The sequence below is a fragment of the Ciceribacter sp. L1K22 genome, from assembly GCF_017599385.1.
Taxonomy (GTDB): domain Bacteria; phylum Pseudomonadota; class Alphaproteobacteria; order Rhizobiales; family Rhizobiaceae; genus Allorhizobium.
The window spans coordinates 367,504-393,653 of record NZ_JAGFPK010000001.1 but is presented as its reverse complement, the minus strand read 5'-3'; the positions used below and the strand labels follow the sequence as shown (position 1 = coordinate 393,653).

At 63.5% G+C, this 26,150-nt stretch carries 24 protein-coding genes, 1 tRNA gene and 1 riboswitch; of the genes, 9 read left to right on the top strand and 16 right to left on the bottom strand.

The window, feature by feature from the left end; all coding sequences use genetic code 11:
- Positions 1-127 precede the first annotated feature (127 nt).
- Complete coding sequence (locus J5J09_RS01800; protein WP_208548003.1) at positions 128-1,018, top strand: AraC family transcriptional regulator; 891 nt, start codon at positions 128-130, stop codon at positions 1,016-1,018.
- Between the two features lie 89 nt (positions 1,019-1,107).
- Here the strand turns inward: J5J09_RS01800 and J5J09_RS01795 are convergent, their stop codons facing one another.
- The 3 genes from J5J09_RS01795 to J5J09_RS01785 form a co-directional block, all read right to left on the bottom strand.
- Complete coding sequence (locus tag J5J09_RS01795) at positions 1,108-3,042, bottom strand: methyl-accepting chemotaxis protein (RefSeq protein WP_208548002.1); 1,935 nt, start codon at positions 3,040-3,042, stop codon at positions 1,108-1,110.
- 111 nt (positions 3,043-3,153) lie between these two features.
- Complete coding sequence (locus J5J09_RS01790; protein WP_246745769.1) at positions 3,154-3,768, bottom strand: hypothetical protein; 615 nt, start codon at positions 3,766-3,768, stop codon at positions 3,154-3,156.
- Positions 3,769-3,989: 221 nt separating this feature from the next.
- A complete protein-coding gene (locus J5J09_RS01785; RefSeq protein ID WP_208548001.1) occupies positions 3,990-5,030 on the bottom strand; it encodes a glycerophosphodiester phosphodiesterase family protein in 1,041 nt (346 codons plus the stop codon).
- Between the two features lie 256 nt (positions 5,031-5,286).
- On the opposite strand from J5J09_RS01785, the gene J5J09_RS01780 reads away from it, so the two are divergent.
- The 4 genes from J5J09_RS01780 (at position 5,287) to J5J09_RS01765 (ending at position 7,914) form a co-directional block, all read left to right on the top strand.
- Positions 5,287-5,934, top strand: a complete 648-nt coding sequence (locus J5J09_RS01780; protein ID WP_208548000.1) for a response regulator transcription factor — start codon at positions 5,287-5,289, stop codon at positions 5,932-5,934.
- 101 nt (positions 5,935-6,035) lie between these two features.
- Positions 6,036-6,695: a helix-turn-helix transcriptional regulator gene (locus J5J09_RS01775; RefSeq protein WP_208547999.1), complete on the top strand. Its 660-nt coding sequence runs from the start codon at positions 6,036-6,038 to the stop codon at positions 6,693-6,695.
- 12 nt (positions 6,696-6,707) lie between these two features.
- On the top strand, positions 6,708-7,379 hold the full coding sequence (locus J5J09_RS01770) for a thermonuclease family protein (protein WP_208547998.1): 672 nt from the start codon (positions 6,708-6,710) through the stop codon (positions 7,377-7,379).
- A gap of 121 nt (positions 7,380-7,500) precedes the next feature.
- Positions 7,501-7,914, top strand: coding sequence for a tellurite resistance TerB family protein (locus tag J5J09_RS01765; RefSeq protein ID WP_208547997.1), 414 nt, complete (start codon positions 7,501-7,503; stop codon positions 7,912-7,914).
- Here the strand turns inward: J5J09_RS01765 and J5J09_RS01760 are convergent.
- Entirely contained in the window at positions 7,899-8,705 is an 807-nt protein-coding gene (locus J5J09_RS01760) for a transporter substrate-binding domain-containing protein (protein ID WP_246745886.1), read from the bottom strand. The genes J5J09_RS01765 and J5J09_RS01760 overlap by 16 nt on opposite strands.
- A 180-nt stretch (positions 8,706-8,885) precedes the next feature.
- On the opposite strand from J5J09_RS01760, the gene J5J09_RS01755 reads away from it, so the two are divergent.
- Complete coding sequence (locus J5J09_RS01755) at positions 8,886-10,883, top strand: glycosyltransferase family 2 protein (protein ID WP_348646403.1); 1,998 nt, start codon at positions 8,886-8,888, stop codon at positions 10,881-10,883.
- Between the two features lie 8 nt (positions 10,884-10,891).
- Here the strand turns inward: J5J09_RS01755 and J5J09_RS01750 are convergent.
- Together J5J09_RS01750 and J5J09_RS01745 are read right to left on the bottom strand one after the other, a co-directional pair.
- Positions 10,892-10,965: transfer RNA gene (locus J5J09_RS01750), tRNA-Gly, on the bottom strand.
- Between the two features lie 48 nt (positions 10,966-11,013).
- The gene (locus J5J09_RS01745) at positions 11,014-12,111 is read right to left on the bottom strand and encodes a 2'-deoxycytidine 5'-triphosphate deaminase (protein WP_208547995.1); all 1,098 of its coding nucleotides are present in this window, start codon (positions 12,109-12,111) and stop codon (positions 11,014-11,016) included.
- A gap of 72 nt (positions 12,112-12,183) precedes the next feature.
- Positions 12,184-12,262, top strand: a riboswitch (SAM riboswitch).
- A gap of 46 nt (positions 12,263-12,308) precedes the next feature.
- On the opposite strand from J5J09_RS01745, the gene J5J09_RS01740 reads away from it, so the two are divergent.
- Positions 12,309-13,493 (top strand): O-succinylhomoserine sulfhydrylase, encoded by a 1,185-nt coding sequence (locus J5J09_RS01740; protein WP_208547994.1) that lies wholly within the window; start codon positions 12,309-12,311, stop codon positions 13,491-13,493.
- A gap of 128 nt (positions 13,494-13,621) precedes the next feature.
- Positions 13,622-14,014, top strand: a complete 393-nt coding sequence (gene apaG, locus J5J09_RS01735) for a Co2+/Mg2+ efflux protein ApaG (protein WP_208547993.1) — start codon at positions 13,622-13,624, stop codon at positions 14,012-14,014.
- A gap of 15 nt (positions 14,015-14,029) precedes the next feature.
- On the opposite strand, the gene J5J09_RS01730 is transcribed toward apaG, so the two are convergent.
- The 3 genes from J5J09_RS01730 to J5J09_RS01720 all read right to left on the bottom strand — a co-directional run bounded on the left by J5J09_RS01730 (position 14,030) and on the right by J5J09_RS01720 (position 17,275).
- Positions 14,030-15,019: an Hsp33 family molecular chaperone gene (locus J5J09_RS01730; protein ID WP_208547992.1), complete on the bottom strand. Its 990-nt coding sequence runs from the start codon at positions 15,017-15,019 to the stop codon at positions 14,030-14,032.
- Positions 15,020-15,140: 121 nt separating this feature from the next.
- Entirely contained in the window at positions 15,141-16,058 is a 918-nt protein-coding gene (gene argF, locus J5J09_RS01725; protein WP_208547991.1) for an ornithine carbamoyltransferase, read from the bottom strand.
- Between the two features lie 11 nt (positions 16,059-16,069).
- A complete protein-coding gene (locus tag J5J09_RS01720; RefSeq protein ID WP_208552964.1) occupies positions 16,070-17,275 on the bottom strand; it encodes an aspartate aminotransferase family protein in 1,206 nt (401 codons plus the stop codon).
- A 418-nt stretch (positions 17,276-17,693) separates the two neighbouring features.
- Between J5J09_RS01720 and J5J09_RS01715 the strand changes: the two genes are divergently transcribed.
- Complete coding sequence (locus J5J09_RS01715; protein ID WP_208547990.1) at positions 17,694-18,221, top strand: GcrA family cell cycle regulator; 528 nt, start codon at positions 17,694-17,696, stop codon at positions 18,219-18,221.
- A gap of 117 nt (positions 18,222-18,338) precedes the next feature.
- Here J5J09_RS01715 and phoB read toward each other — a convergent pair whose 3' ends face one another.
- The 7 genes from phoB to phoR all read right to left on the bottom strand — a co-directional run bounded on the left by phoB (position 18,339) and on the right by phoR (position 25,985).
- On the bottom strand, positions 18,339-19,022 hold the full coding sequence (gene phoB, locus J5J09_RS01710) for a phosphate regulon transcriptional regulator PhoB (protein ID WP_208547989.1): 684 nt from the start codon (positions 19,020-19,022) through the stop codon (positions 18,339-18,341).
- A gap of 17 nt (positions 19,023-19,039) precedes the next feature.
- Positions 19,040-19,753 (bottom strand): phosphate signaling complex protein PhoU, encoded by a 714-nt coding sequence (phoU, locus tag J5J09_RS01705; protein ID WP_208547988.1) that lies wholly within the window; start codon positions 19,751-19,753, stop codon positions 19,040-19,042.
- A gap of 41 nt (positions 19,754-19,794) precedes the next feature.
- Positions 19,795-20,556: a phosphate ABC transporter ATP-binding protein PstB gene (gene pstB / locus J5J09_RS01700; RefSeq protein ID WP_246745768.1), complete on the bottom strand. Its 762-nt coding sequence runs from the start codon at positions 20,554-20,556 to the stop codon at positions 19,795-19,797.
- A 64-nt stretch (positions 20,557-20,620) separates the two neighbouring features.
- Positions 20,621-21,976, bottom strand: a complete 1,356-nt coding sequence (pstA, locus tag J5J09_RS01695) for a phosphate ABC transporter permease PstA (RefSeq protein ID WP_208547987.1) — start codon at positions 21,974-21,976, stop codon at positions 20,621-20,623.
- Positions 21,973-23,433 carry a phosphate ABC transporter permease subunit PstC gene (gene pstC, locus J5J09_RS01690; protein ID WP_208547986.1) on the bottom strand — a complete coding sequence of 487 codons (1,461 nt, stop codon included), beginning with the start codon at positions 23,431-23,433 and terminating at the stop codon, positions 21,973-21,975. The genes pstA and pstC overlap by 4 nt, the downstream gene beginning before the upstream one ends.
- 72 nt (positions 23,434-23,505) lie before the next feature.
- Positions 23,506-24,537, bottom strand: coding sequence for a substrate-binding domain-containing protein (locus tag J5J09_RS01685; protein WP_208547985.1), 1,032 nt, complete (start codon positions 24,535-24,537; stop codon positions 23,506-23,508).
- Positions 24,538-24,731: 194 nt separating this feature from the next.
- Positions 24,732-25,985: a phosphate regulon sensor histidine kinase PhoR gene (phoR, locus tag J5J09_RS01680; protein ID WP_246745767.1), complete on the bottom strand. Its 1,254-nt coding sequence runs from the start codon at positions 25,983-25,985 to the stop codon at positions 24,732-24,734.
- Between the last annotated feature and the right edge of the window lie 165 nt (positions 25,986-26,150).

The window sequence follows — 26,150 nt, the reverse complement described above, 5'->3', positions numbered from 1 at the left end:
AATTTAGAAGATGTAAACTTTAAACGATAAACAGCGGTTTTTGCTCAAAGTCGACGCATTTTGCTGTCGAGCCTGGGGTGGTGGCCACGTAAGCCCAACGCAATGTTAGCGATTCATAAAGCAACCCATGGAAGATACCGAGGAACTCAGACTCGAATTTGGGCGGGATGCGGAGCCACTGGAACGTCATGCCGCGCGAAGCTTGCGGGGCGTGTCCGTGGAGTATTCACGGCTCAAGCTGCCGGCCGAATACGACTTCTCATGGCAAGGCCACAGCCACTACCTCGCCTATCATGACCTCGTGCTCCTGGATGGCGAAATGGAGGTTCTAGGCGAAGCGCCCGTCGCCGGCGGAGACCTTCGCGAGCAGATGACGTACGTCCCGTCCGGAGTCACACTGGAAGGTTGGGCGAAGCCGGCCCATAGGCTGAATGCCTTCACTGTCGTCTACTTTAATACGGACGTGATGGAGGAGGAGTTACAGGCCGAATTTCGCGTCGCTGAAGCCCGGCCTCGGATCTATTTCAAGGATGACGAACTCGGGTCGACAATGCGCAAGCTTGGCCAGCTGTTGGGCGAGCAGGGCGAACATGTCTCGAAAGTCTATGCCGAAACACTGGGTCTTGCGGCTGCACTTGAGATGTTCCGGACGATGACCGCCGTGCCGCAATTGCCGGATGTCCATGGCCGCGGCCAGCTCACAAATGGCCAGAAGCGATTGCTGAACGACTATCTGCAGGAACATCTGTCTGGCGATATCGGGCTCGACGAGCTTGCCGTTGTCTGCGGCTTGAGTCGCTACCACTTCTCACGCGCCTTCAAGGCGACATATGGAGAGCCGCCCTATCAGTATCTGACACGCCTAAGAACGGAAAAAGCGTGCCACCTGCTGGCCGAGAGCCACCTGTCGATCGCCGAGATCGCGATCGCGTGTGGTTTCAACGGTGTCAGCCAGTTCGGCCGGGCATTCAAGAATATTGTTGGGCAGTCGCCCCTGGCGTTCCGCCGCCGCGCCTGATGAAGAGCTGAGCTCGCCCTTGCGCCGGAAACGCGAAAGCCCGCCGGAGGGGGCGGGCTTTCTGCTGCGGGAGAGGTTCCGGGGAGGGATCAGAACTCTTCCCAATCCTTTTGGGAGACAGCGGCATTGCCGTGCGACATCGGCATCGGACGGGAGGCCGCCGGACGGGTGCTGCGGCTCGGCTCGGCCATCGCCTGGGCTGTGGCGCGAAGCGCGGCGGCGGGGTTGGAGGCCATCGAGGCGTCCAGCTTGAACTGCACGACGAGCTGGCGAAGCTTGGCGGCTTCGGCGGCAAGTGCGGCCGAGGCGGCGTTCGACTGTTCCACCATCGCCGCGTTCTGCTGGGTCGTCTGGTCCATGGCGTTGACCGCATGGTTGACTTCGGTGAGACCGGTCGACTGTTCGCGGGCCGAGATGGCGATCGCGTCCATGTGCGTGTTCATCTCGCCGATGAAGCCGCCAATGGTCCGGAGCGCTTCGCTTGCCTTGCGCACCAGATCCACGCCCGAGGAAACCTCGGCGCTGGAATTCTGGATGAGCTGTTTGATCTCCTTCGCGGCGTTTGCCGAGCGCTGTGCCAGTTCGCGGACTTCCTGGGCGACGACGGCGAAGCCCTTGCCGGCTTCCCCGGCGCGTGCCGCTTCCACGCCGGCGTTGAGCGCCAGGAGGTTGGTCTGGAAGGCGATCTCGTCGATGACGCCGATGATGTTGGAGATCTGCTGCGAGCTGCCCTCGATCTTGCGCATCGCCTCTTCGGCGCGGGCAACGACTTCCGACGACTGGGTCGCGGACGAGTTGGCCTGCGAAGCGACGCTGCGGGCCTCTTCCGTGCGCTTGGTGGAGTTGGCGACGTTCGAGGTGATTTCCTCCACGGCGGCCGCGGTTTCCTCAAGCGAGGCGGCCTGCTGTTCGGTGCGGCGCGACAGGTCGTCGGAGCCGGAGGCGATTTCGCGGGTACCGCTTTCCATGGTGGAGATCGAGTTGGCGATCGCCGACATGGCCGTGCCGAGCTGCATGATCGACTGGTTGAAGTCGTGACGCAGGGCCTCGAAGTCGGGCGCAAACGGTTCGGTCAGCTGGAACGACAGGTCGCCGGCGGCAAGCCGCTTCAGGCCGCCAGCCAGACCGGAGGTCGCCACGCGAAGACGTTCGGCGGCTTCCGCCTCTGCCCGCTCCTGCGCGGCGATGCGGTCGGCCTCGGCCTGCTTGCGATTCTCTTCCGCCTCGGTTTCGAGGCGCTTGTTGGCGATCGCTGCCTCGCGGAAGACGCTGAGCGTTTCGGCCATCTGGCCGATTTCGTCCTTGCCGCCCTTTTCGACATGCACGTCGAGATCGCCATTGGCGAGCCGCGACATGATGCCGGACAGGTGTCCAAGCGGTTGCGAGACGAGGCGGAAGTTGAGGAAGCCCATCACGGCAGCGACAATGGCGACGACAATCGATGCGGCAAGGCTGATCGTCTCGACCGATTCGAGCGCGGCCATTTCGTGGACAAGCGCCTCTGCGGCGATCTTGCTCATGTCGGCATCGATGACAGTCAGTTTCTCCTTGAAGGAGTCCATCAGCTTCGCGCCGGCGCCGGTCGCCTCGATGGCGCGGGCGGTTTCCACCGTCATCGGGTCGCGCATCAGCAGGACCTGCTTGGCAATGACGTCGTTGCGCCACTGATTGAGAGTAGTTTCAGCTTCCTTGAAGGTCGCAACGTTCTGCGGCGCCGTTTCGCCATAAAGAGCTTCCAGCTTCGTCATCTGCTGGTCGAGTTCGGCCTGAAGGCTGTCGTACTGCGCCATGTAGTCCCGGTTGCCGGTCAGCAGGAAGGACTTGATGGCCAGGTTGGTCGCCGTCACGGTCTCGTTGAACGCCGCCGTGCCTTCCACGACTTCGTTGATCTTCATGTCGTTCTGCACGAGATGCGTTGCAGTCGTTGCACGGGTATAGATGAATGCGCAGGCGACGATGGCGATGACAGCCAATATGCCGAATGCGGCGAAACCCTTTGCGCTGACGGATATGTTCTTCAGCATGATGAACCTCGGTTATGTAGTCTGCGAGCGCGGCCGTCCGCCTCTGTCCCCGCCGGTTGCGCTTTTAAGCGGCGCCGTCATCCCCCGCCGGGGCAGCGCCGCCGGTTGGTATCAGGAGCCCGCCTGGGCGCGGCGCTCGAGTTCGGTGAGGTTGAGTTCCACCGTCACCGCGCCGATCTGCTTGGCTCCGGACGCATCGTTGAGCGTAAAGCTCACCTGGTTACGCCAGATCTTGTTGTCCTCGTCCCATTCCGGCTCGTCGACGAAAAGGGCATCCTTGCCGACGTCGAAGGTGTTCTGGAACTTGCCTTCGTCACCCTGCCAGAAGTCGCTGGTGATCGAGCTCTGTCCGACGTTCAGGCCGTTCTGGTCCATCACGAAGATTTCGGCATAAAGACCGAGCGAGCGGCCCTGCATGCGGGCGAGATAGACGGACAGCGGATTGGACAGCGTCGCTGCGATCAGCGGCTTGTCGGCGTCTTCGCGTTCCTTCTTCCACTGCTCGTCGAGCTTGTCGATCGCAGCCTGGTCGAGCTTCGTCAGCCGGTCGTTCTGGGCCTGGACCGACATCCGCACGATATCGGTCTCGATAAACTCGCGCATGGTCTTCACCAGTTCCGGCGTCACGAGACCCTTCACATCGGGCATCGGCGGTTCGGCGCTGGCGACTGTCGCGGAGAGCAGCATCATGGCCGCTCCGTATAGGGGCATAAGGGTGGTACGCATGATTCATCTCCTTTATGCGTACCAAATATAGGCATCACTCCTTAAGAGAGCTTTAACGTTAGAAATCGCTCATTAACTTTTTGTTTGGATTTTCGCGAAAGCCAAAGTAAAGTTGAGTAAAATTGGAAACAACGTCGCCGTGTATTCCGGATTTTTACTTCGGTGAGGCTGGCGGCGCGTAAGCGACCCTCGCGGATGTCCGCTGCAGGCTTGCGCTTGGCTCAGTTCGTCAAGGTGTAGGGCCGGCGCAGCGCATTGGCCTCAAGCCAGTCGATCAGCGCCTCCGGCTCGTCGGTCTGGATGATCGTCGCGCCGCGCTCCACCCAGAAGCGGTAGACCTCGTCCTGCCGGTTCTCGCGCCAGGCGAGACCATCGCCGCGCCCGCCCGCGACCATGCCCTCAGGCCGGTCGGTGATCGGATAGGTATTGATCCAGAGATGCGCATTCGTGCGGATCGCCACGGCCTGGGCCTGCCGTGAAAACAGTGCCCCGCCGTCTGGCGTGATCGCCTGCGCCGGATTCTTGTGCCACACGACCATTTCCGCCGCCGGCGCCAGAAGATGGCGGTTGACGCGCTCGATGAAGGCGGGGTCATTGACCGCGTCGTCGGCGAAGATCGGCATGAAGGCGAGGCCGTTGCCGATCCTGGTCCGGACCGCGATCGCCCGCCGCAGCCGCTCCTCGTCCCAGACCGCCATTTTCAAAAGCACGCCGTCGGTCATGGAAAGACCGCGTGCAACCTGGGCGATTTCAGGCAAGTCCTCCGGTTCGAGCTTGTTGTCGATGTTGACGAGAATGCGTCCCCGCGCCACAGCCAGCATCTCGGCAAGCGTCGGCACGGTCTCCGCCGTCACCTCTTGCGATCCCTCGACGACGAGATGGCAGCCGCGCAGCGCCGCGAGGCTGTACCGCGCGACCTCGCCTTGACAGGTGGTGGTCCGGTCCAGCGTTGCGTCGTGCATGACGACGAGCACGCCGTCCGATGACCGCCGCACGTCGAGTTCCACCATGTCGACACCGATCTCTGCTGCATGCAGGATCGCCGCGCGGGAATTCTCCGCCCGGACCGGACGATCGCCGATCTTCCAGCCGGCCCGGTGCGCCACCACCATCACGTGGTCGCGAAAGCCGTTGGCGTCGCCAAGTCGTTCGGCGATCATTCGGGCGATGCCGCCGTCTTCGGAAAGGACCGGAGCGGTCGTTCCGGCAAGCGAGGGAACGAGTGTCAGGAGAAGGGCGAGGATCGGCGGGGTGAGGCGCATGGTCGGCACTCCGGGAGGTCTCGGTCGACCGCCGGATAGCCGCTTCGCGTGACAGGGACGTGAAGAACCGATGAAGGATCGGTGACGATACGGAGCCGCTCTTTGCGACGCAGTCTCATCTTCCGTCGGTTGACGACCCTTCAAATGCCCGTTTCGCGCGACCCTAGACTATTGTATATAAGGTTCGATATGGATAAATGTCGGCGTGTCCGCTTGCGCGGCTCGGAAGACTTCGCTCTTGGGAGGGGGCTCTGGCATGACAGCGATCAAAATCATCATCGCAGACGATCATCCGTTGTTTCGCGGCGCGCTTCGGCAGGCCGTGACGGGCATGGATGGCACGCAGGAAATCATCGAGGCGGGAGACTTCGATGCTGCCCGCCGCGCCGCCACCGACCATGGCGACGCCGACCTGATGCTGCTCGATCTGGCGATGCCTGGCGTCAGCGGCTTCTCCGGCCTGATGTCGCTCCGGGCCGAATTCTCCAGCCTGCCGATCGTCATCGTCTCGGCGACCGACGACCCTGCCACCATCCGCCGCGCGCTGGAACTCGGTGCTTCGGGCTTCATCTCGAAGTCCTCCGGCATCGATGAAATCCGCGCCGCGATCCAGTCCGTCCTCGAAGGCGACATCTGGACGCCGGAAAGCTATCAGGACGGGCCCGAACCCGATTCCGACGTCACCGACCTGATCAACCGCTTGCGCACCCTGACGCCGCAGCAGAGCCGCGTTCTGGGGATGCTGGGCGAGGGGCTGCTGAACAAGCAGATCGCCTACGAGCTCGGCGTCTCGGAAGCGACGATCAAGGCCCACGTCTCGGCGATCCTGCTGAAGCTCAAGGTCGACAGCCGCACCCAGGCCGTTATCCAGCTCGGCAAGATCAACATGGCGATGGTGGCCTGACGGGCCGGGGAAAGAGGATTTTATTCCTTTACTCCGCTCATCGTCTCGGCTAGATTTGCCTGACGGGCCGGGCCTTCCGGCCGCCTCGTTCGGGTTCTGCCATGCTGTCGCACGACAATATCTGGAAAGCCATAGACCGGCTGGCGGAGAGTCATGATCTCTCGCCATCGGGGCTTGCGCGCCGTGCCGGCCTCGATCCGACGTCGTTCAACAAGTCCAAGCGCGTCGGTCCCGACGGACGGATGCGCTGGCCCTCGACGGAATCGATCGCCAAGGTGCTGGAGGCGACCGGGGCGAGCCTCGACCAGTTCATGTCCTTCGTGCGCGGCGGCATCTCGCTGTCACCGGGTGCCGATGGCGGCCGGCGGTCGGACGCGATACCGCTGCTCGGCTTTGCCCAGGCCGGCGCCGGTGGCTTTTTCGACGATGGCGGCTTTCCCGTCGGTCAGGGCTGGGATGTCGTCGAGTTTCCGGCTTCGCCGGGCGAGGCCGCAGGCGCCTATGCGCTCGAGATCCAGGGCGACAGTATGCTGCCGCTTTACCGAGACGGCGACGTGTTGATCGTCCAGCCGGGCGCCCAGGTGCGGCGCGGCGATCGCGTCGTCGTCAAGACCCGTGACGGAGAGGTGATGGCAAAGGTGCTGGCTCGCCAGACGCCCCGCTCGATCGAACTTCTGTCGCTGAACCCCGAGCACCCGAACCGCCAGTTCGACCTCAAGGACGTCGAATGGATGGCCCGGATCGTCTGGGCGAGCCAATAGGAATTTCGCCCTATGCGTTTGCTCGGCACGGTCGGCGTCGGACTTGCGGGCGTTCTGGTGATGGCAGTGTTGATGGTGGGAGCGGGCGAGCGTTTGCGGGACCGGCCGTCCGCGCCGGCTCCGGCGGATGAAACGCCGGCCCCGGCCGCAGCCGCTGCTGTCATCGAGACGCGCAACGCCCGACCGATCGACCCGGCGCGGTTCGCCGCACCCTTTGCCGAAGGCGCGACCGCGCTCGAACGCATTGCCTCCCGCCAGCCGGAGCCGAAGCCGACCGCCCGCGTTGCCGTGGTGCTCCTGCCCCGTCCCGTCAGCCTGGAGGTCGGGCTGTTTCGCAGCGGCGACCGGATCGTGCGCTTGCGCGGCCTGGAACCGCTCGCCCCGTCGACGGTCTGCGATGCGCCCCGCGGTGGAAGCTGGCCCTGCGGCATGGTGGCGCTGACGCGCCAGCGCATGCTGGTGCGAAACCGCACGATCGCCTGTGACAACGGCACCGAAGGGGATGGCGCCGAGATGCTCACCACCTGTCGTGTCGGCAATGCCGATATCGGCCTGTGGCTGGCGGAAAACGGCTGGGCGAAGCCGATATCCGGCTCCGGCCTCGAAGCGGCGGGCGAGGCGGCGAAGGCATCGACGAAGGGGCTGTGGGGTAGCGATCCGCGCGTGGCCGGCTCACAGCCGTGATCGGCCGGACCCGCCGCGATGGCTTGCATCGCGGCGGACTTCCGATAGTGTGCCGCCCGAAAACGCGCCCGTGCCTCAGGCAGGTTGGAGCGCAGGCAGGACAGGCAAGGACGAGAATGAGATGAAGGAACAGTTCACCCACCACGACGCGCTGATCTTCGCCATGGTGATGATTTCGGCGGTCGACAGCGCCATGCCCGATCGCGAACTGCTGCGCATCGGCCAACTGATCGACGTGCTCCCGGTCTTCGAAGGCTATGACAAGGAAAACCTGATCCTCGTGTCGCAGCGCTGCGCCGAAATCCTCGGCGGCCCGGAAGGCCTCGACATCGCGCTCGAGATTATCCGCGACGCTTTGCCGCCCCGCCTCTACGATACGGCCTATGCGGTGGCGGTGGAAGTCGCCGCCGTCGATCTCTCGGTCAACCAGGCGGAAATCCGGTTGTTGCAGCTTCTGCGCGACCGGCTCGGGCTTGATAAGCTGACCTGCGCCGCGCTGGAGCGCAGCGCGATCGCCCGTTACCGCAAGGCCTGACTGCCGGGCGCGATCGCGCCCGCCGGCTGGCTATAGAGATCATAGGGAAAATACCGAAGGTAGATCTCCTGCAGGCGCCCGTCGCGTGAGAGTGCCGCAAGACCGCTGTCGATCGCCTCGACGACCCGCGGATCCGAGCGCGTGACCATCACCGTCAAGCCTTCACCCAGGAAGTCCTGCGAAAAATAGGGACCGTCGAACAGCCGGCAGCAGCTTTGCGAAGCGGTGGCGTTCGCCCAGAAGCTCAGTTGCAGCGCATCGGCGAAGCCGGCCTCGACATCGCCTTCGATCAAGGCGGAATAGAGCGCGGCCCGGTCCTCGAACGCCTTCGGCTTGAGCGTCGGGAAATAGGCCTTCAACATCGCCTCATGCGCGGTGCCGCCGACCACGCCGACCGTCTTTCCGAAGAGCGCGCGGGCATCCTCGCCGGACAGCGTGGCCCGCCGGCTGACGACGAAACGCGCCGGCAGCATCATGAACGGTCGCGAAAACGAAAAGCGCGCGCGAAGCGCCTCCGTCGGAGCAACGCCGGCGATCACGGCCTCTCCCTGGCCCTCGGCCAGCGCATTGGCGAGATCGCCATAGGGCAGGGCCTGGATCTGGCACTTCGCCTCCAGCCCGAGCTCGGCGCAGAGCTCGCGGGCGAGGTCGACGTGGAAACCAGCCAGACGCCCGGTCTGGTCGGCGAAGTTGAATGGCGGGAAATCGGTCGAGGTCAGGAAGCGCAGCCGGAGCACCGCTGAAAGGTCGGGGCGCGGCAGGCGCTCGCGCTTGTCGAACAGCAGCGGCATCGGCGAATCCGCCGCTTGTGTGGCCTGCGGCGTGATCGGCAGGGCAAATGAAAGCACAAGCATCAGCCGCCGCACAGACCTCCCCCAGTGTTTGAGGGGTGTAACTTCAGATTGTACCATTATCCTACGCCTGATCGAGGCCGGGGGGCGTTTCCGTTCTGGCGACGCTTTAGCAGACAAGTGCGATTTGGGGAATATCGCGGTTTCCGCGAGCAGGGTACCTATGTCGGCGCCACGCGAACGGTTGGAGCGGTTTTGGCTCCAGGTCCGGAGGTCGGGGAGTTTCCGGAAGACAGCGCCGAGTGCCGCATCCTGAAACGCCTCGGGTTCTCCAAGCCGGCCATAGCGGCCGCCGCCGACAATGCGGCGCGGCGCGGAACGACAATCGAGCAGGAACTTCTCGCGACCGGCTGGATCCGAGAGGAGGCCTACTATGCGGCGCTCGCCCGGCTTGCTGGGCTTCCCTTCGTCGACGCGCTCGACCCGGAAGCCGTCATGGATGTCGAAGGCATGGACGTCCTGTTGCAGCGGCCGACAATGCTGAGGGTCTACGATCGACGCCGCGCCCCCTCGGTTGCCATCATCCCCCAGGCGGGACGGATGGAAAACCTGCTCGACAGCATCGCCGCGATGCCGACATTGTCGAAAAGCCTTGTGGTGACGACGCCCTCGGCGATGCGTGCCGCCGTCTGGAAGGCTGGCGAGACACGCCGGGCGCTCAACGTCAGCGCCAGTCTGTTCGAGCGGCAGCCGCGCTTCTCGGCCCGCATCGTCATGACCGGCCTGCAGGGCTTCGTGCTGGGAGCGGCAAGCGCCGGCGCCGGGCTCGGACTTGCTTTGTTTGGCGGCCCGGTGCTGCTGGCGCTGCATGCCAGCGTCTCCAGCTTCTATCTGGCGGCTCTTGCCCTGCGCGGCGGTGCGCTGCTCTATGCCATTCGCGAGCTTTTGCCGATCGACAGGCACACGCCGGACGAGGATCTGCCGGTCTATACGGTGATCGTCGCGCTCTACCGCGAAGCCCCTGTGGCGGCCCAACTGCTGAAGGCGCTCGACCGGCTCGACTGGCCGAAATCCCGTCTCGACGTCAAGCTCGTCTGCGAGGCGGACGACCGGGACACGATCGATGCCCTGAGGGCGCTGCGGCCCGGCCCGCATTGCGAAATCGTCGAGGTGCCGCCGATCGGGCCGAGGACCAAGCCGAAGGCGCTGAGCTATGTCCTCGGCGCCGCGCGAGGCGAGTATGTCGCCGTCTACGATGCCGAAGACCGGCCGCATCCGCTGCAATTGCGCGAGGCCTGCCACCGCTTCCGCCATATGCCGGACAAGGTGGCCTGCCTGCAGGCGCCGCTGATCATCAGCAACGCGCAAGCCTCCTGGGTGAGTGCGCTGTTCGCGGTCGAGTATGCGGGCCTGTTCCGGGGGCTGCTGCCGGTGCTGGCGCGCCTGCGCATGCCGCTGCCGCTCGGCGGGACCTCCAATCATTTTCGCACCCGCATCCTGCGCGAGGTCGGCGGCTGGGACCCTTACAACGTCACCGAGGATGCCGATCTCGGCCTCAGGCTCTATCGTCTCGGCTATCGCTGCGGCGTGTTGCGGCGCCAGACGCTGGAGGACGCGCCGACGGAGATGGGCGTCTGGATGCGCCAGCGGACCCGCTGGTTCAAGGGTTGGCTGCAAACCTGGCTGGTGGTGATGCGCGACGGCGGACGGGCAAGGCGCGAGATGGGTCTCCTGGCCTATGTCGTCTTCCACCTGCTGGTCGGCGGCATGCTGCTCTCGGCGCTCCTGCATCCGGTGATGCTGATCACGGTTCTAAGCTCCGTCTTCGCCATGCTGGGCGCGCCACGGCCGCCGCTGAGCCTCCTGCAAGTCGGGCTGATCGCCGTCGACATCGTCAACGTGCTCGGCGCCTATGCCTGCTTTCTTGGCCTCGGCGCTGTTGCCATGATCGGCTACGAGAAGCGGCTGATCGGCTGGCGCTGGCTCGCCGTGCCGCTCTACTGGATGATGATGGCCGCCGCCGCCTGGCGCGCCGTCTACGAACTCCGCCGGCGACCGTTCCATTGGGCCAAGACGCCGCACAAGCCGGTAGTGATGGGGCAGGGGGCGTCATCAACCGAACCCCCACAAAAATTGAAGTGGCCGAGGCTGTGGAGGCGGCAAAAGGCAGATGCTTAAATGACAGCTGGAGCGGGTGAAGGGAATCGAACCCTCGTATTCAGCTTGGGAAGCTGCTGCTCTACCATTGAGCTACACCCGCTTGCGGCTCTGTCTCTAGCAGGAACAACGGTCCCGCTTCAAGATCAAATCAGGGCGCGCGGAAATGCTTGGAGAGCTTCAGGCCCTGCGCCTGGTAGTTGGAGCCGAGGCCGCTGCCGTAGAGGCCTTCGGGCGGTTCCAGCATGTGTTCGTAGACGAGGCGTCCGATGATCTGGCCGTGTTCGAGGATGAAGGGCACCTCGTGGCTGCGCACTTCGAGCACCGCCCGGCTGCCGGCGCCGCCGGCGCCCGCATGGCCGAAACCGGGGTCGAAGAAGCCGGCATAATGAACGCGGAATTCGCCGACCAGCGGATCGAAGGGCGTCATCTCGGCGGCATAAAGCGGCGGCACATGCACCGCCTCGTTGGAGACGAGGATGTAGAACTCGTCCGGATCGAGGATCAACTCGTCGCGGCCGCGCGAATAGAGCGGCTCCCAGAAGTCGAGCACGTCATGGGCGGCCTTTTTGTCGACATCGATCACCGAGGTGTGGTGCTTGCCGCGATAGCCGATCAGCCCCTCGGGACCAGAGCCCTTGAGGTCGATCGAGAGGGCGATGCCGCCGCCCGACACGTTCGGCGCATCGGCCGCCACCAGCGTCTCGGCGGCGTGCAGGTCGACGAGTTCCTGCTCGCCGAGCAGGGCATGACCCTTGCGAAAGCGGATCTGCGACAGCCGCGAGCCGCGGCGCACAATGATCGGGAATGTGCGCGGCGAGATCTCCAGGTAGAGCGGACCCTTGTAGCCGGCCGGCACCTTGTCGAATTCCTGGGCATAGTCGACCATCACGCGGGTGAAGATGTCGAGGCGCCCCGTGGAGCTCTTCGGGTTGGCCGAGGCCGAAATATCGCCGGGCAGGTCGAGGCTTTCCATCAGCGGCACGATGTAGACGCAGCCGGTTTCGAGCACCGCGCCGTTTTCGAGGTCGATCTCGTGCAGCGTCAGGCGTTCCAGCTTGTCGGCGACCGTGCTGGAACGGCCGGGCATGAAGCTGGCGCGCACGCGCAGCGCCTTGGAGCCGAGACGGAGATCGAGGCTTGCCGGTTGGATCTGGTCGTGATCGAGCATGGCTTCGCTCAGAAGCTGGCCGTGCCCGAACAGTTCGCCGATCGCCCTGTCGGCCAGAATGCCCGCTTTTCTCGTCATGTCTTCGTTCCTGTTTGGCGCGACAAAACCAAAGTCGAGGAATTGACGCAAGCCCGCATCAGGCGTATTGCAGCCTTATCCCGTGGTGATTTGGCCGGTCGGCTTGCAGCCACGTTAAACAAATGGCTAAAAAGACCGGGTCCTGGAACCGGTCTGCGATTGCGACCGGTTTTTTTGTGTCTGAAAGGCCAGACGGCATGAGCAAGAATTGGCGTCCCGCAACCCGCCTCGTCCACGGCGGAACACTTCGTTCCCAGTTCGGTGAAACCTCCGAAGCGATCTACCTGACGCAGGGCTTCGTCTACGACACGGCGGAAGCCGCCGAGGCCCGCTTCAAGGGCGAGAACAATGGCTTCATCTACGCGCGCTACGGCAGCCCGACCAACGACATGTTCGAAAAGCGCATGTGCCTGCTGGAAGGCGCGGAAGATGCTCGCGCCACCGCATCCGGCATGGCCGCGGTGTCAGCGGCGATCCTGAGCCAGGTGAAGGCCGGCGACCACATCGTCGCCGCCCGCGCGTTGTTCGGTTCGTGCCGCTGGGTGGTCGAGACGCTGGCGCCGAAATATGGTGTCGAGTGTACGCTGGTCGATGGTCGTGACCTGAAGGCCTGGGAAGCGGCGATCCGCCCCAACACCAAGGTGTTCTTCCTCGAAAGCCCGACGAACCCCACGCTGGAAGTGGTCGATATCGCGGGCGTCGCGACGCTCGCCAATCAGGTTGGCGCCAAGGTCGTGGTCGACAATGTGTTCGCCACGCCGCTGTTCCAGAAGCCGCTGGAGCTTGGCGCCCACGTCGTCGTCTATTCCGCGACCAAGCACATCGACGGACAGGGCCGCTGCCTTGGCGGCGTCGTGCTCTCCGACAAGGAGTGGATCGACGAGAACCTGCACGACTATTTCCGCCATACCGGTCCGGCCATGTCGCCGTTCAACGCCTGGACGCTGCTGAAGGGCATCGAGACGCTGCCGCTTAGGGTGAAACAGCAGACCGAGAATGCCAAGAAGATCGCCGATTTCCTTGCAAACCATCCGAAGGTCGCCCGCGTCATCTATCCGGGACGCGCCGACCATCCGCAGGCCGATATCATTGCCCGTCAGATGACAGGTGGCTCGACGCTGGTGGCGATCGAGATGAAGGGCGGCAAGCAGGCGGCATTCGGCCTGCAGAACGCGCTGGAGGTCGTGAAGATCTCCAACAATCTCGGCGACGCCAAGAGCCTGATCACCCATCCGGCGACGACGACGCACAAGAACCTGTCGGAGGAGGCGCGCGCCGAGCTCGGCATTTCGAGCGGTCTCGTGCGCCTGTCCTGCGGCATCGAGGACAGCGAGGATCTGGTCGAGGATTTCGCCCGCGCACTCGACAAGATCCCGGGCTGACGGCATCGGACGGGCGAGCCTAGGCTCGCCCGGGCATGCGGCCTCACCGCTTCTTGCGCCGGGCTTCCTTGATTTTGGCCTGATCGTGTAGAATATGCTGATTGATCAGCGATGTGAGGTGAGCCCGAATGTATCGTGCCGTGACCCGCGACATAGAGGTCATCGTGGAGCCGTTTTATCTGGAGGAGCAATCCGATCCGGACGACGGCCGCTATGTCTGGGGCTACAAGGTCGTGATCGTCAACCATTCGCGCGAGCCGGTTCGCCTGGTGCAGCGCTACTGGCACATCACCGACCAGAACGGCCAGGTCGACGAGGTGAGCGGTCCGGGCGTCGTGGGCGAGCAGCCGCGGCTTCGTCCCGGCGACACGTACGAATACTCCTCCGGCTGCCCGCTCGACACGCCGTCGGGCATGATGTTCGGCCATTACCAGATGCAGACGGACGAGGGCCGGCTGTTCGAGGTGGCGATCCCGGCGTTTTCGCTCGATACGCCGGGTCTCGCGCGCGTCCTGAACTGAGGCCGGCCGAACCGGTCAGGCGTTTTCCAGTTCCGACACCGGATAGGTGTAGGTGGTCGAGCAGAACTCGCAGGTGACGCCGATCGCACCGTCTTCCTGGCTGGCATCGATTTCCTCGGCCGAGAAGCCCTGCAAAACGCCCTTGATCTTCTCTCGCGAACAGCTGCACCGGTCGTAGACGCCGTTGGGCTCATAGACGCGAACGCCGCGCTCGTGGAACAGCCGGAACAGCAGTCGCTCGATGCCGACCTGCGGATCGGTCAGTTCGTCGGCGTCGACGGTGTCGACCAGCAGGCGGGCTTCCGCCCAGCCGTCGTCCTCGGCGTGATCGTTGTCGCGGTCATCGCCGTCGCCGCCATGCAGGTCCGGATGGCGCATGCGCTCCGGCGCCTCGGGCAGGAACTGGGCGATCAGGCCGCCGGCGCGCCAGGCATGGCGCGGCTTGCCGGTCTGGTCGCGATCATAGAGTTCGGCGACGCCGAGGCGCACGCGGGTCGGGATCTGCTCCGACTGGCGGAAATAGACGCCGGCGATCTCCTCGAGAGAAGAGCCGTCGAGCGGCACGATGCCCTGATAGGGCTGCATGAAGCTGCCCTGGTCGATGGTGAAGGCAAGCACGCCGGTGCCGAGCAGCTTTTCCGGAGAGGCTTCACCGGCGGCGACGGCGCTGGCGACGGCTTCCTCGTCGAAGCGGGCGTAGGCGCGGACATTTTCCGGCGTGGTGAAGTCCGCGACCAGAAGGTCCACCGGGCCGTCGGTCTTGGTCTGCACCGTGAACTTGCCCTCGAACTTCAGCGAGGTGCCGATCAGCACCGTCAAAACGATCGTCTCGGCCAGCAGCCGCGCAACGGCCGGCGGATAGTCGTGGCGGTCGAGGATGCTGTTGAGCAGCGGTCCGAGCTGCACCGCGCGGCCGCGCACGTCGAGGCCTTCGACCTGGAAGGGAACGACCCTGTCGTCACCGGCGAAACCGAATTCGCCAAGCTCTACTGTTCTGTCTGCCATGCTTTGGTAACTCCCGGCGCGTCCGCGCCAAACGAAAGGGGCTGGCACCCCAGATTTTACCGCACACATGGGGAACCGGCGCCAAAAGGTCAAGCGCCGGACCGTTTCCGGGGCGCCGGTGTCAGATCGCGCCGAGGCACCAGGCGAGGATAGACTTCTGCGCGTGCAGACGGTTCTCCGCCTCGTCGAAGACGACCGACTGCGGACCGTCGATCACGTCGTCGGTGACCTCCTCGCCGCGGTGCGCGGGCAGGCAGTGCATGAACAGCGCGTCGGTCTTGGCCCGCTTCATCAGTTCGCCGTTGACTTGGAACGGCTGGAACACGTTGTGGCCACGAGCCTTGTGCTCGAGGTTCATCGATACCCAGGTGTCGGTGATGACGGCATCGGCGCCGGCAACGGCCCGATCGGCATCATGGCACAGCATGATCTCGCCGCCATTGTTGCGCGCCCAGTTGAGGATCTTGTCGTCAGGCTCCGACCCCATGGGCACCGCCATGTTCATCCGGTAGCCGAAACGCGCAGCACCCTCGACCAGCGAATGCAGCACATTGTTGCCGTCTCCGGTCCAGGCGAGCGTCTTGCCCTTCACCGGGCCGCGATGCTCCTCGATGGTCATGATGTCGGCCATGATCTGGCAGGGATGGGTAAGATCGGTCAGCGCATTGATGACGGGCACGGTGGCGTGCTCCGCCATTTCCAGCAGGCGGTTGTGATCGGTCGTCCGGATCATGATCGCGTCCACGTAGCGCGACAGGACCTTCGCGGTGTCGCCGATCGTCTCGGCCCGGCCGAGCTGCATTTCGGTGCCGGAGAGAAACAGCGTCTCGCCGCCGAGCTGGCGCATGCCGACGTCGAACGACACGCGGGTGCGGGTGGATGGTTTCTCGAAGATCATCGCCAGCATCTTGCCGGCCAACGGCTTGCCGGCCGTGCCGGCCTTGGTGTCGCGCTTGCGGCCGATCGCGTCGTCCAGCATCAGCCGGAGATCGGAAGAGGAAACAGCCGAGAGATCGAGAAAATGCTTTGGAGATGCCATTGGTCCACCCGTCAGCCCTGAAGGCTCTTCTTTTGGTTCGCTGCCGTCAGGTTTTCGGCAGCCCGTTCGATGCGCCGCAGGCCCTCTCGTGCCTCTTCCGCCGTCAGCGTTAGCGGCGGCAGCAGCCGGATGACGTTGTCGCCGGCCGAGACGCTGAGCATATGCTCGCCGCGCATGGCCAGCAGCAGGTCGGCGGACGGGCAGGCGGCCTTGATACCGAGCATGAGCCCCTCGCCACGAATATCCTCGATCACATCGGGATAGCGATCCTTGAGCGCGGCAAGACCCTGGCGCAGCACCAGCGCCACATCCTGCACATTGCGCAGGAAACCATCGGCGAGCACGACGTCGAGCACCGCGTTGCCGACAGCCATGGCAAGCGGATTGCCGCCATAGGTCGTGCCATGGGTGCCGGCCTTCATGCCCGCGGCCGCATCGTCGGTCGCAAGGCAGGCGCCGAGCGGGAAGCCGCCACCGATGCCCTTGGCGACCGCCATGATATCGGGCGTGATGCCGGCCCATTCATGGGCGAAGAGTTTTCCGGTCCGGCCGACGCCGCTCTGCACCTCGTCGAGGATGAGCAGCAGGCCGTTCTCGTCGCAGATATCACGGAGCGCGCGCAGGAATTCGTTCGGCACGACGCGGATGCCGCCTTCGCCCTGCACCGGCTCGATCAGTATGGCGGCGGTTTCGTCGGTGATCGCGGCCTTCACCGCGTCGAGGTCGCCGAACGGCACTTGGTCGAAGCCGGCCGCCTTGGGGCCGAAGCCTTCGAGATACTTGGCCTGGCCCCCGGCCGCGATTGTCGCGATCGTACGGCCGTGGAAGGCGCCCTCGAAGGTGATGATGTGAAACCGCTCGGAATTGCCGCGCGCGAAATGATAGCGCCGCGCCGTCTTGATCGCGCATTCCAGCGCCTCGGCGCCGGAATTGGTGAAGAACACCTTGTCCGCGAAGGTCGCTGACGTCAGGCGTTCGGCGAGTTTTTCCTGCCCCGGAACGTCGTAGAGGTTCGACAGGTGCCAGAGCTTGTCCGCCTGGTCCTTCAACGCCTCGACGAGATGCGGGTGCGCGTGGCCGAGCGAGTTGACAGCGATGCCGGCGGCGAAATCCAGATAGCGTTCGCCGGTCTCGGTCACGAGCCAGACGCCTTCACCTCGCTCGAAGCGCAGCGGTGCGCGCATGTAGGTCTGATAGAGCGGGGATGCCTCGGCCATGGCGCGGAACTCCTTCGGCAGGCGGGGATTGAGACGGTGGGATGACAACCGGTTGGAAGTGCCGGAAATCAAAATGCCGCCTTGCGGCGGCGCCCGCACTATCTCCATTTCCTCCCTTGCTGTCAACAAAACACCGCATTCGCGGGCTTGTTGGCGAAGCGTGTGAGAAAACCGTCGCCAAGGGTAAAATTTGCTCTTGAAACGCGTCGGGAAGCAAGTTGGGGAAAACTTTAAAATCGATTCCCGATGATTCCGCCGACTCTTGTCACGGAGTCAGGCTCACACTAGGTTAATCGTCAATTACTAGACTGCATGCGGCGGAACTAGTCACCGACAGTATCGAAGTTATTTTTGTTTCGGAACGCTCCGAAGCAGCGGTGATGGATTCTGTCATCAATGCTACAGGCGGAGAGCAGGCATGAACTGGACGGATGAGCGCGTCGAAAGGCTCAAGAAATTATGGGCCGAAGGTCTGAGCGCGAGCCAGATCGCGGCGCAGTTGGGCGGAGTGAGCCGCAACGCGGTGATCGGCAAGGTTCACCGTCTCAACCTTCCCGGGCGCGTCAAGGCGGGTGGAACGAGTTCGGTCGCACGGGCGACGAAGCGTCCCGCCGCACCGCAGCGGTCCCAGACCTTCAACCCGCGTCCGGTCGCTGCCCGCCCTGCTGTACGGCCCGCCAACGCCCTCGTTTCGAAGGATGGCGCCGAGTTCGAGGGCGTCGAGGAAACCCGCTTCTCGCCGGCCAACGACGTGATCGTTCCGATCTCTAAAAAGCTGATTCTGACAGAGCTGACCGAGCGCACCTGCAAATGGCCGATCGGCGATCCGACCAAGGACGATTTCCATTTCTGCGGGTGCGAGGCCCTCGACGCATCGCCCTACTGCAGCTACCACGGCAAACTGGCTTACCAGCCGGTGTCCGAGCGTCGCAAGCAGGCGCGCTGATCCGTCAGAATCCGTGATTTTCAAAGGGCCTTCGGGCCCTTTTTTCATGTCCGCATCCGGTCATGGAAAAGGCCGCTCTTGACGAGCGGCCTTTCGGGATGTGGGGATCGGCAGGCTTCAGGCTTCCATCGAGTAGCCGGCGCCGCGCACGGTGCGGATCACATCCTGCATGTTGGAGAAGTTCAGAGCCTTGCGCAGGCGTCCGACATGCACGTCGACGGTCCGTTCGTCGACATAGATGTCGTGACCCCAGACACCGTCGAGCAGCTGCGAACGTGAGAACACGCGGCCGGGCGAGGCCATCAGGAATTCCAGGAGGCGGAATTCCGTCGGGCCGAGGCGGACTTCGCGGCTCTTGCGGTGGACCCGGTGGGTTTCCCGGTCGAGCTCGATATCGCCGCAGCGAAGCACGCTGGAGAGCACTTCCGGCTTGGCCCGGCGCAGCATCGCCTTGACACGGGCCATCAGTTCCGGCGTCGAGAACGGCTTGACGACATAGTCGTCGGCGCCGGTCGAAAGGCCACGGACGCGCTCGCTTTCCTCGCCGCGGGCGGTCAGCATGATGATCGGCAGGCGCTCGGTCTCCGGCCGCATGCGCAGGCGTCGGCAGAGTTCGATGCCCGAGACCCCCGGAAGCATCCAGTCAAGGATCAGAAGATCCGGCACGCGCTCCTGGAGGCGAAGTTCCGCCTCGTCTCCGCGCAGGATCGTTTCCACCTCATAGCCTTCCGCTTCGAGATTGTAGCGCAGGAGGACGCTGAGGGCCTCCTCATCCTCGACGACGGCAATCTTCGGCTGCATGTCTTCGTCCGCCCTGCTTATTCTGTAACCGCACCGAGCGAGGACGTCAGGTCTTCCTTAGGCCGTTCGCCCTCCGGCTGGGAGCCGGTGGTCATGTAGTAAATGGTTTCCGCGATGTTGGTCGCATGGTCGCCGCAGCGCTCCAGGTTCTTGGCGCAGAACAAGAGGTGCGTGCAGGTGGTGATGTTGCGCGGGTCTTCCATCATGTAGGTGAGGAGTTCGCGGAACAGCGAGGTGTAGACGGCATCGATTTCGTCATCGCGGTCGCGGATCGACTTGGCCTTCTCGGCCGAGCGCGTCGTGTAAACGTCGAGCACTTCCTTGAGCTGAACGAGGACCAGTTCGCAGAGATGTTCGAGACCGCGGCCGAGCTTGCGCGGCACGCCGGTGCCCTGCACCGCCATGACGCGCTTGGCGTTGTTCTTGCCCATGTCGCCGACGCGTTCGAGGTCGTTGGCGATCCTGAGAGCACCGATGATCTCGCGCAGGTCGGCAGCGACCGGCTGGCGACGCGCGATGGTGACGATCGCCTTGTCGCCGATCTCGCGCTCGATGGCGTCCATGACGACGTCGTCGGAGATTACTTTCTGGGCGAGAGCGGCATCGGAATTCACGAGGGCGCGGACGCTGTCGGCGACCATCTGCTCCGCCATGCCGCCCATCTCGGAGATGCGCCGGATGAGGTATTTCAGTTCCTCGTCGAAGGCCGATAAGATGTGTGTGGAAGACATTTTATGAGTTTCCTGTTCTTGAAACGAGCGCGTGAGGAGGATCAGCCGAAGCGACCCATGATGTAATCCTGCGTGCGCTGATCGTCCGGATTGGTGAACATCTTGTCGGTGTCGTTCTCCTCGACGAGTTCGCCGAGGTGGAACATGGCGGTGCGCTGCGACACGCGGGCTGCCTGCTGCATCGAGTGCGTGACGATGACGATGGTGAAATTGGTCCTGAGTTCGTGGATCAATTCCTCGACCTTGGCGGTCGCGATCGGGTCGAGCGCCGAGCAGGGCTCGTCCATCAGGATCACTTCAGGGCTTACCGAGATGGCGCGGGCGATGCAGAGACGCTGCTGCTGGCCGCCGGAGAGACCGGTGCCGGGCGCGTCGAGGCGGTCCTTCACCTCGTTCCAAAGGCCGGCCTTCTGCAGCGCGGAGGCGACGATGTCGTCGAGGTCCGACTTCTTGCGGGCGAGCCCGTGGATGCGCGGGCCGTAGGCGACGTTCTCGTATATCGACTTCGGGAACGGGTTAGGCTTCTGGAACACCATGCCCACCTTGGCGCGCAGCTGCACCGGATCGACCTTGGGATCGTAGATATTTTCGCCGTCGATCAGGATGGTGCCGTCGACGCGGCAGCTCGCGATCGTGTCGTTCATGCGGTTGATGCACCGCAGGAAGGTCGACTTACCGCAGCCCGACGGGCCGATGAAGGCCGTCACCGAACGGGGGCGGATCTCGATGTCCACGTCCTTGATCGCATGCTTGTCGCCGTAGAACACCTGAACCTTGCGGGCCGAGATCTTCGTTTCATTCATGATTGCAGCTTTCGTCGTGGTCGTAGTGATTGTGGTCGGCATGTTACTCATCTGTCAGCCCCTCTTACCAGCGACGCTCGAAACGGCGGCGGAGAATGATTGCGATCAGGTTCATCAGCACCAGGAATACCAGCAGCACGATGATCGCACCGGATGCCCGTTCGACAAAGGCCGGGTCGCCGCGCTGGGTCCAGTTGTAGACCTGGACGGGCAGCGCCGATGCGGGATCGAAGAAGCCCTCCGGCGGTCCGGCCGGATATTCGCGGACGAAGGCGACCATGCCGATCAGGAGAAGCGGCGCGGTCTCGCCGAGCGCCTGGGCCAGGCCGATGATCGTGCCGGTCAGGATGCCGGGCATGGCGAGCGGCAGCACGTGATGGAAGATCGACTGCATCTTCGAGGCGCCGACGCCAAGTGCGGCATCGCGGATCGACGGCGGAACCGCCTTCAGCGCCGCGCGCGTTGCGATGATGATCGTCGGCAGCGTCATCAGCGTCAGCACGAGGCCGCCGACGACCGGTGCCGATTGCGGCAGGCCGGCGAAGTTGATGAAGACGGCAAGGCCGAGGATACCGAAGACGATCGACGGAACCGCCGCAAGGTTGGCGATGTTGACCTCGATCAGGTCGGTGATCTTGTTCTGCGGCGCGAACTCCTCGAGGTAGATCGACGCGGCGACACCGAGCGGCAGCGACAGGACGAGGACGATCAGCATCATGTAGGCCGATCCGAGGATCGCAACGCCGAGGCCGGCGGCCTCCGGACGCGTGTCGGATGCGTCGGGCGCGGTAAAGAAGTCCCAGTTGAACTTCGTGGTCAGCACGCCGGCACCCTTCAGCGCGTCGGCAAGCCGGAGCTGCTCGGGCGACGTATTGCGGTCGAGCGCAGCGCTTTCCATCGTTACCCGGCCCTTGTAGTAGCCGTCGATACGGCCCGACGCGAGCAGGTTGAACGCGACCGTTTCGCCGATCACCGAGGGATTGGCGAGAACATAGTTGCGCAGGCTTGCCGGGGCTTCCTTGGAGATCAGCTCGGCGGCCGCCTTGGCGTTCATTCCCTCGACGGTGATGTCGTTGGTCGCCATGGCGTCGGCGAGCGCCTTCTCGATCAGCGGCGCATAGCCGAAGGTTGATACCTTGGCGATGTTTGCCGGATCCCGCGTTCCGTCCTTGTCGAGCGTTGCCGGATCGAGGAACACATTGACGGTGATATAGGTCTGCTGGAAGGACGACAGGCCGTTCGAGAGGATGGACAGGAGCAGACCGACGAGCGCAAGCACACCGAGCGCCACCGCGATCCTGCCCCAGAGACGGAAGCGGGCCTCCGCAGCATTGCGACGTTTCGTGCGGTCATCAACGGCGAGCAGCGACTTCGACTGGACGCCCTTGGCGATGTTGTCGAATACGGAAATGTCGGTCATTCGTACTGCTCCCGGTATTTGCGTACGATGTAGAGGGCCAGTACGTTGAGCCCGAGCGTGAAGACGAAGAGGGTCAGGCCAAGCGCGAAGGCGACGAGCGTCTCCGGGCTTGCGAATTCGGTATCCCCGGTCAGCTGACCGACGATCTTCACGGTGACGGTCGTCATTGCCTCGAACGGATTGAGATCGAGCCGCGCGGCGGCACCCGCCCCGAGAACCACGATCATGGTCTCTCCGATGGCGCGGCTGGCCGCCAGCAGGATCGCGCCGACGATGCCCGGAAGGGCGGCCGGGAGAATGACCTGCTTGATCGTTTCCGACTGCGTCGCGCCGAGGCCGTAGGAACCGTCACGAAGCGACTGCGGCACAGCGTTGATGATGTCGTCCGACAGCGAGCTGACGAACGGGATGATCATGATGCCCATCACGAGGCCGGCGGTCAGAACCGACGACGAGGAGTTGCCGAGACCGAGCGGCTGGGCGAGATAATCGCGCAGGAACGGACCGACCGTGATCAGGGCAAAGAGACCGTAGACGATCGTCGGGATGCCGGCCAGGACCTCGATTGCCGGCTTGGCGAAGCTGCGGAGCGACTTGCCGGCATATTCGGCCAGATAGATCGCGATCATCAGGCCGATCGGTACCGCGACCAGGAGCGCGATGAACGAGACGTAGAGAGTGCCCCAGAGCAGCGGCAGAATGCCGAGCTCCGAACCGCCGCGGAATTGCGGGTTCCAGGTGGTCGAGAAGAAGAACTCGCTGGCGGGATAGAGCTTGAAGAAGTTGATGGTCTCGAACACCAGCGAAAACACGATGCCGACGGTGGTCAGGATGGCGACCATCGAGGAGCCGATGAGAAGCGACTTGATGAAGCTCTCGCTGATGTTGCGGGCACGCAGGTCCGGATGAACGCGCATATAGGACCAGGCGCCGAGTGCGATGGCAACGGCGAGAACGACGACCGTCATCATGATCTGGCCGAGGTTCTGATCCTGCCGGTAGGACTTTGCCGCCTGGAAAACTTCTGGCGCCACGTCGCTACCAAGGGCCACACCGACTTCGGCGAGCTGTGCGCGCACGGTCGAAAAGTCGACCGATCCGTCTTCCAGCGCACTTTCCGACATCGCGTTGCGGGCGAGAACGGCATCGAGTCCGCCTGCAATGCGGCGAACATCGGAAACGACGAGGCTGCGGGCCCCGCCATCCGGGATCACGCTGTCGGGGATCATCCCGTTGACGCGGGTTTCAATGATGATGGGCTGAATGAAAAGCCAGGCAATGAGGATCAGGAAGGCCGGTACCGCGACGAAGAGCGCGACGGTCTGCCCATAATAGCCCGGAAGAGAATGAAGTTTTTTGCCGCTTGCGCCTGAAAGAGACAGGGCTCGTTGCCTGCCAAGGACATAGCCGAGTGCCGCGAGCACCGCTATGACGAGGATTATGATTCCCACGCTCATCGTGTCGGGATCCCCTGGAAGAGAAATGAAACTGGCGGCGCGGTCATCGCGCCGCCAGGTCTTGTCAGCCGATTAGTTCAGAGCGCCCATCGGAGTGCGGGCCTTGACGGCAGCCTGGGTCTTGGCAAGTTCCGGGTCGGAAACGAGGCCGTAGGCAGCGAGCGGGCCGTTCGGGCCGGCCATGTCGTCAGAGACGAAGAACTCGACATATTCCTGGAGGCCAGGGATGACGTCGAGGTGAGCGTTCTTGACGTAGAAGTAGAGCGGACGCGAAACCGGATATTCACCGGAAGCGATCGTCTCGACCGACGGGCTAACGCCGCTCATGGTGCCGACGCGCAGCTTGTCGGTGTTGTTCTGGTAGAACGACAGACCGAAGACGCCGATACCGTTCTTGTTGGCGTCGACGCGAGCCAGGGTCTCGGTGTAATCGCCGTCGATATCGACAGCGACACCGTCCGTGCGAAGCGCCATGCAGGCCTTGTTCGCATCTTCAGCGCCGGCAGCCTTGTGAGCTTCGGCAGCGCCGTTTTCCTTGCAGCCGTCGACGATGACCTTTTCGTCGAAGACTTCGCGGGTGCCGTGCTTGGTGCCCGGGATGAAGGCGAGGATCGGCTGCGCCGGCAGGTCGGCGCGGATCTCGTTCCAGTTCTTGTAGGGGTTGTCGACCAGTTGGCCGTCCTTCAGAACCTTGGCGGCCAGTGCATTGTGCCAGTCAGACGGGGTGAAGGCGTATTCCGGACCGTTGATGTCCGACGCGAATACGATGCCGTCGTAACCGATGCGTACTTCCTGGATTTCAGTGACGCCGTTCGCGGTGCAGGTGTCGATATCCGACTGCTTGATGCGCGACGAGGAGTTGGCAATGTCGATGGTGTTTTCGCCCACGCCTTCGCAGAGCTTCTTGCGGCCGGCGCCCGAACCACCGGATTCAACAACCGGGGTCGGGAAGTCGAAGTTTTCGCCGAAAGCTTCGGCAACGATCGAGGCATAGGGGAGCACGGTGGACGAACCGGCGATCTGGATCTGGTCACGAGCGGCGGCGGCGCCGGCAAACGCGACGGTGGCCACGAGAGCGGCCGCGGAGAGCTTGAGGATGGTCATGGGTTTCTCCCGTTGATGGGCTTGTGTGTGGTTGCGAGCGTACGGCACTCACGGTCGCCGAGCATCGGCAGGTCTTTCTTAGACCTTGTTCCCCCACCCTTTTATGTCAGTTCAATGAAACATTTGTGACAGACTAAGTATCTGTAAATAAAACATAATTTTTGGTATCGCTCGTTCAATGCCGAGCTTTTATGTCAGAAGCGGACGGTGAATTCCGTCCCCTTGTCGATTTCGGATTTGATGATGAGACGGGCCCGATGTCGGGTAAGGATATGTTTGACGATCGCAAGGCCGAGACCGGTGCCCTTCTTGGAGCGGCTGTCCGTTGCGCTGACGCGGTAGAACCGCTCGGTCAAACGTGGCACATGTTCGGCGGGAATGCCCGGCCCCTGGTCGATGACGCTGACCTCGACCGGGCTCTCGGCGCCGCTTCTCAGGTAGACATCGACCGTCTTGCCTTCCTGGCCGTATTTGCAGGCGTTCTCGATCAGGTTCTCGAATACCTGCACCAGTTCGTCCCGGTCGCCCACGACTTCCACCTTTCCCTCCGGCAGATGCAGGCGAATGTCGACATCGAGGTCGCCGGCCAGCGGCATCAGCGAATCCCGTACGTGGCCGAGCAAGGGCACGAGATCAACGCGCTCGTCCGGTGCGATATGCGCCTTGAGTTCGAGTCGTGACAGGGACAGCAGGTCGTCGACGAGCCGGCTCATCCGGTTCGCCTGTTCCAGCATGATGCCGATGAAGCGTTCCTGCGCCTTCGGGTCGTTTCTGGCCGGCCCCTGCAAGGTCTCCAGAAAACCCCGGAGCGAAGCAAGCGGGGTTCTGAGTTCGTGGCTGGCATTGGCGACGAAGTCGGAACGCATGCGATCGAGGCGCCTGAGGTCCGAGATGTCACGGAAGGACAACAGGAAGAGCCGTGCATCGCCTCCATCGTTCCGGCGGCGGATTGGTCCGATGCGCACGATGTAGACCCGCTCGGAGGGCAGGCGTTCGGAATGCTCGATCTGGTTGGGTTCACCGGTGGTGATCGTTTCCCGGATCATGTCGAGAATGCCGGGCGAGCGCCAGCGCGCGGAGACGTGCAATCCCGTGCTGACCGGCCCGAAGGATCGTTCGGCGGCCCTGTTCTGCGACACGATACTCGCATCCTCCGCGAGAACGACGATCGGCATGTCGAGCGCGTCGATGATGTCGTCCGTCGTCTCCAAAGGCGCTGCGGCAGGAATGGCCACGGCATCGGTCTTCGCCTGGATGACCTCGGGCACGGCGCGAGCCGTGCGGAACACGGCGGTGCCGAGCGCCATGGCCCAGAGGATCGTGGCGATCATCGGATCGACATCGGTCAGAAGCGCCGCGGCAAGGATCAGCACGGCGATCACCGCCAGCGCGAGGTTGTCTCTGAGCTGTGTCAGAAAGGTCCGCCAGATCGCAGGAATGTCTTCCAAGTTTGCCTCGCGGACAGATCGGTTGGTTCAAAAGATGAGAGATAGGCGAGAATCATGACAGAATTTCCTACCCTTACGCATCCTTCCACGGGAACCGCGTGGCGCCAAGTGTCGTTGCCGACGTTAGCATTCGCTTGAATTGACAGGGAAGATGTGGCCTCACTT

Excerpts from the sequence above, each read along its gene's own strand:
- J5J09_RS01800 (WP_208548003.1), top strand. The coding sequence starts at position 128 with ATGGAAGATACCGAGGAACTCAGACTCGAATTTGGGCGGGATGCGGAG.
- J5J09_RS01795 (WP_208548002.1), bottom strand. The coding sequence starts at position 3,042 with ATGCTGAAGAACATATCCGTCAGCGCAAAGGGTTTCGCCGCATTCGGC.
- J5J09_RS01790 (WP_246745769.1), bottom strand. The coding sequence starts at position 3,768 with ATGCGTACCACCCTTATGCCCCTATACGGAGCGGCCATGATGCTGCTC.
- J5J09_RS01785 (WP_208548001.1), bottom strand. The coding sequence starts at position 5,030 with ATGCGCCTCACCCCGCCGATCCTCGCCCTTCTCCTGACACTCGTTCCC.
- J5J09_RS01780 (WP_208548000.1), top strand. The coding sequence starts at position 5,287 with ATGACAGCGATCAAAATCATCATCGCAGACGATCATCCGTTGTTTCGC.
- J5J09_RS01775 (WP_208547999.1), top strand. The coding sequence starts at position 6,036 with ATGCTGTCGCACGACAATATCTGGAAAGCCATAGACCGGCTGGCGGAG.
- J5J09_RS01770 (WP_208547998.1), top strand. The coding sequence starts at position 6,708 with ATGCGTTTGCTCGGCACGGTCGGCGTCGGACTTGCGGGCGTTCTGGTG.
- J5J09_RS01765 (WP_208547997.1), top strand. The coding sequence starts at position 7,501 with ATGAAGGAACAGTTCACCCACCACGACGCGCTGATCTTCGCCATGGTG.
- J5J09_RS01760 (WP_246745886.1), bottom strand. The coding sequence starts at position 8,705 with ATGCCGCTGCTGTTCGACAAGCGCGAGCGCCTGCCGCGCCCCGACCTT.
- J5J09_RS01745 (WP_208547995.1), bottom strand. The coding sequence starts at position 12,111 with ATGACGAGAAAAGCGGGCATTCTGGCCGACAGGGCGATCGGCGAACTG.
- J5J09_RS01740 (WP_208547994.1), top strand. The coding sequence starts at position 12,309 with ATGAGCAAGAATTGGCGTCCCGCAACCCGCCTCGTCCACGGCGGAACA.
- apaG (WP_208547993.1), top strand. The coding sequence starts at position 13,622 with ATGTATCGTGCCGTGACCCGCGACATAGAGGTCATCGTGGAGCCGTTT.
- J5J09_RS01730 (WP_208547992.1), bottom strand. The coding sequence starts at position 15,019 with ATGGCAGACAGAACAGTAGAGCTTGGCGAATTCGGTTTCGCCGGTGAC.
- argF (WP_208547991.1), bottom strand. The coding sequence starts at position 16,058 with ATGGCATCTCCAAAGCATTTTCTCGATCTCTCGGCTGTTTCCTCTTCC.
- J5J09_RS01720 (WP_208552964.1), bottom strand. The coding sequence starts at position 17,275 with ATGGCCGAGGCATCCCCGCTCTATCAGACCTACATGCGCGCACCGCTG.
- J5J09_RS01715 (WP_208547990.1), top strand. The coding sequence starts at position 17,694 with ATGAACTGGACGGATGAGCGCGTCGAAAGGCTCAAGAAATTATGGGCC.
- phoB (WP_208547989.1), bottom strand. The coding sequence starts at position 19,022 with ATGCAGCCGAAGATTGCCGTCGTCGAGGATGAGGAGGCCCTCAGCGTC.
- phoU (WP_208547988.1), bottom strand. The coding sequence starts at position 19,753 with ATGTCTTCCACACACATCTTATCGGCCTTCGACGAGGAACTGAAATAC.
- pstB (WP_246745768.1), bottom strand. The coding sequence starts at position 20,556 with ATGAATGAAACGAAGATCTCGGCCCGCAAGGTTCAGGTGTTCTACGGC.
- pstA (WP_208547987.1), bottom strand. The coding sequence starts at position 21,976 with ATGACCGACATTTCCGTATTCGACAACATCGCCAAGGGCGTCCAGTCG.
- pstC (WP_208547986.1), bottom strand. The coding sequence starts at position 23,433 with ATGAGCGTGGGAATCATAATCCTCGTCATAGCGGTGCTCGCGGCACTC.
- J5J09_RS01685 (WP_208547985.1), bottom strand. The coding sequence starts at position 24,537 with ATGACCATCCTCAAGCTCTCCGCGGCCGCTCTCGTGGCCACCGTCGCG.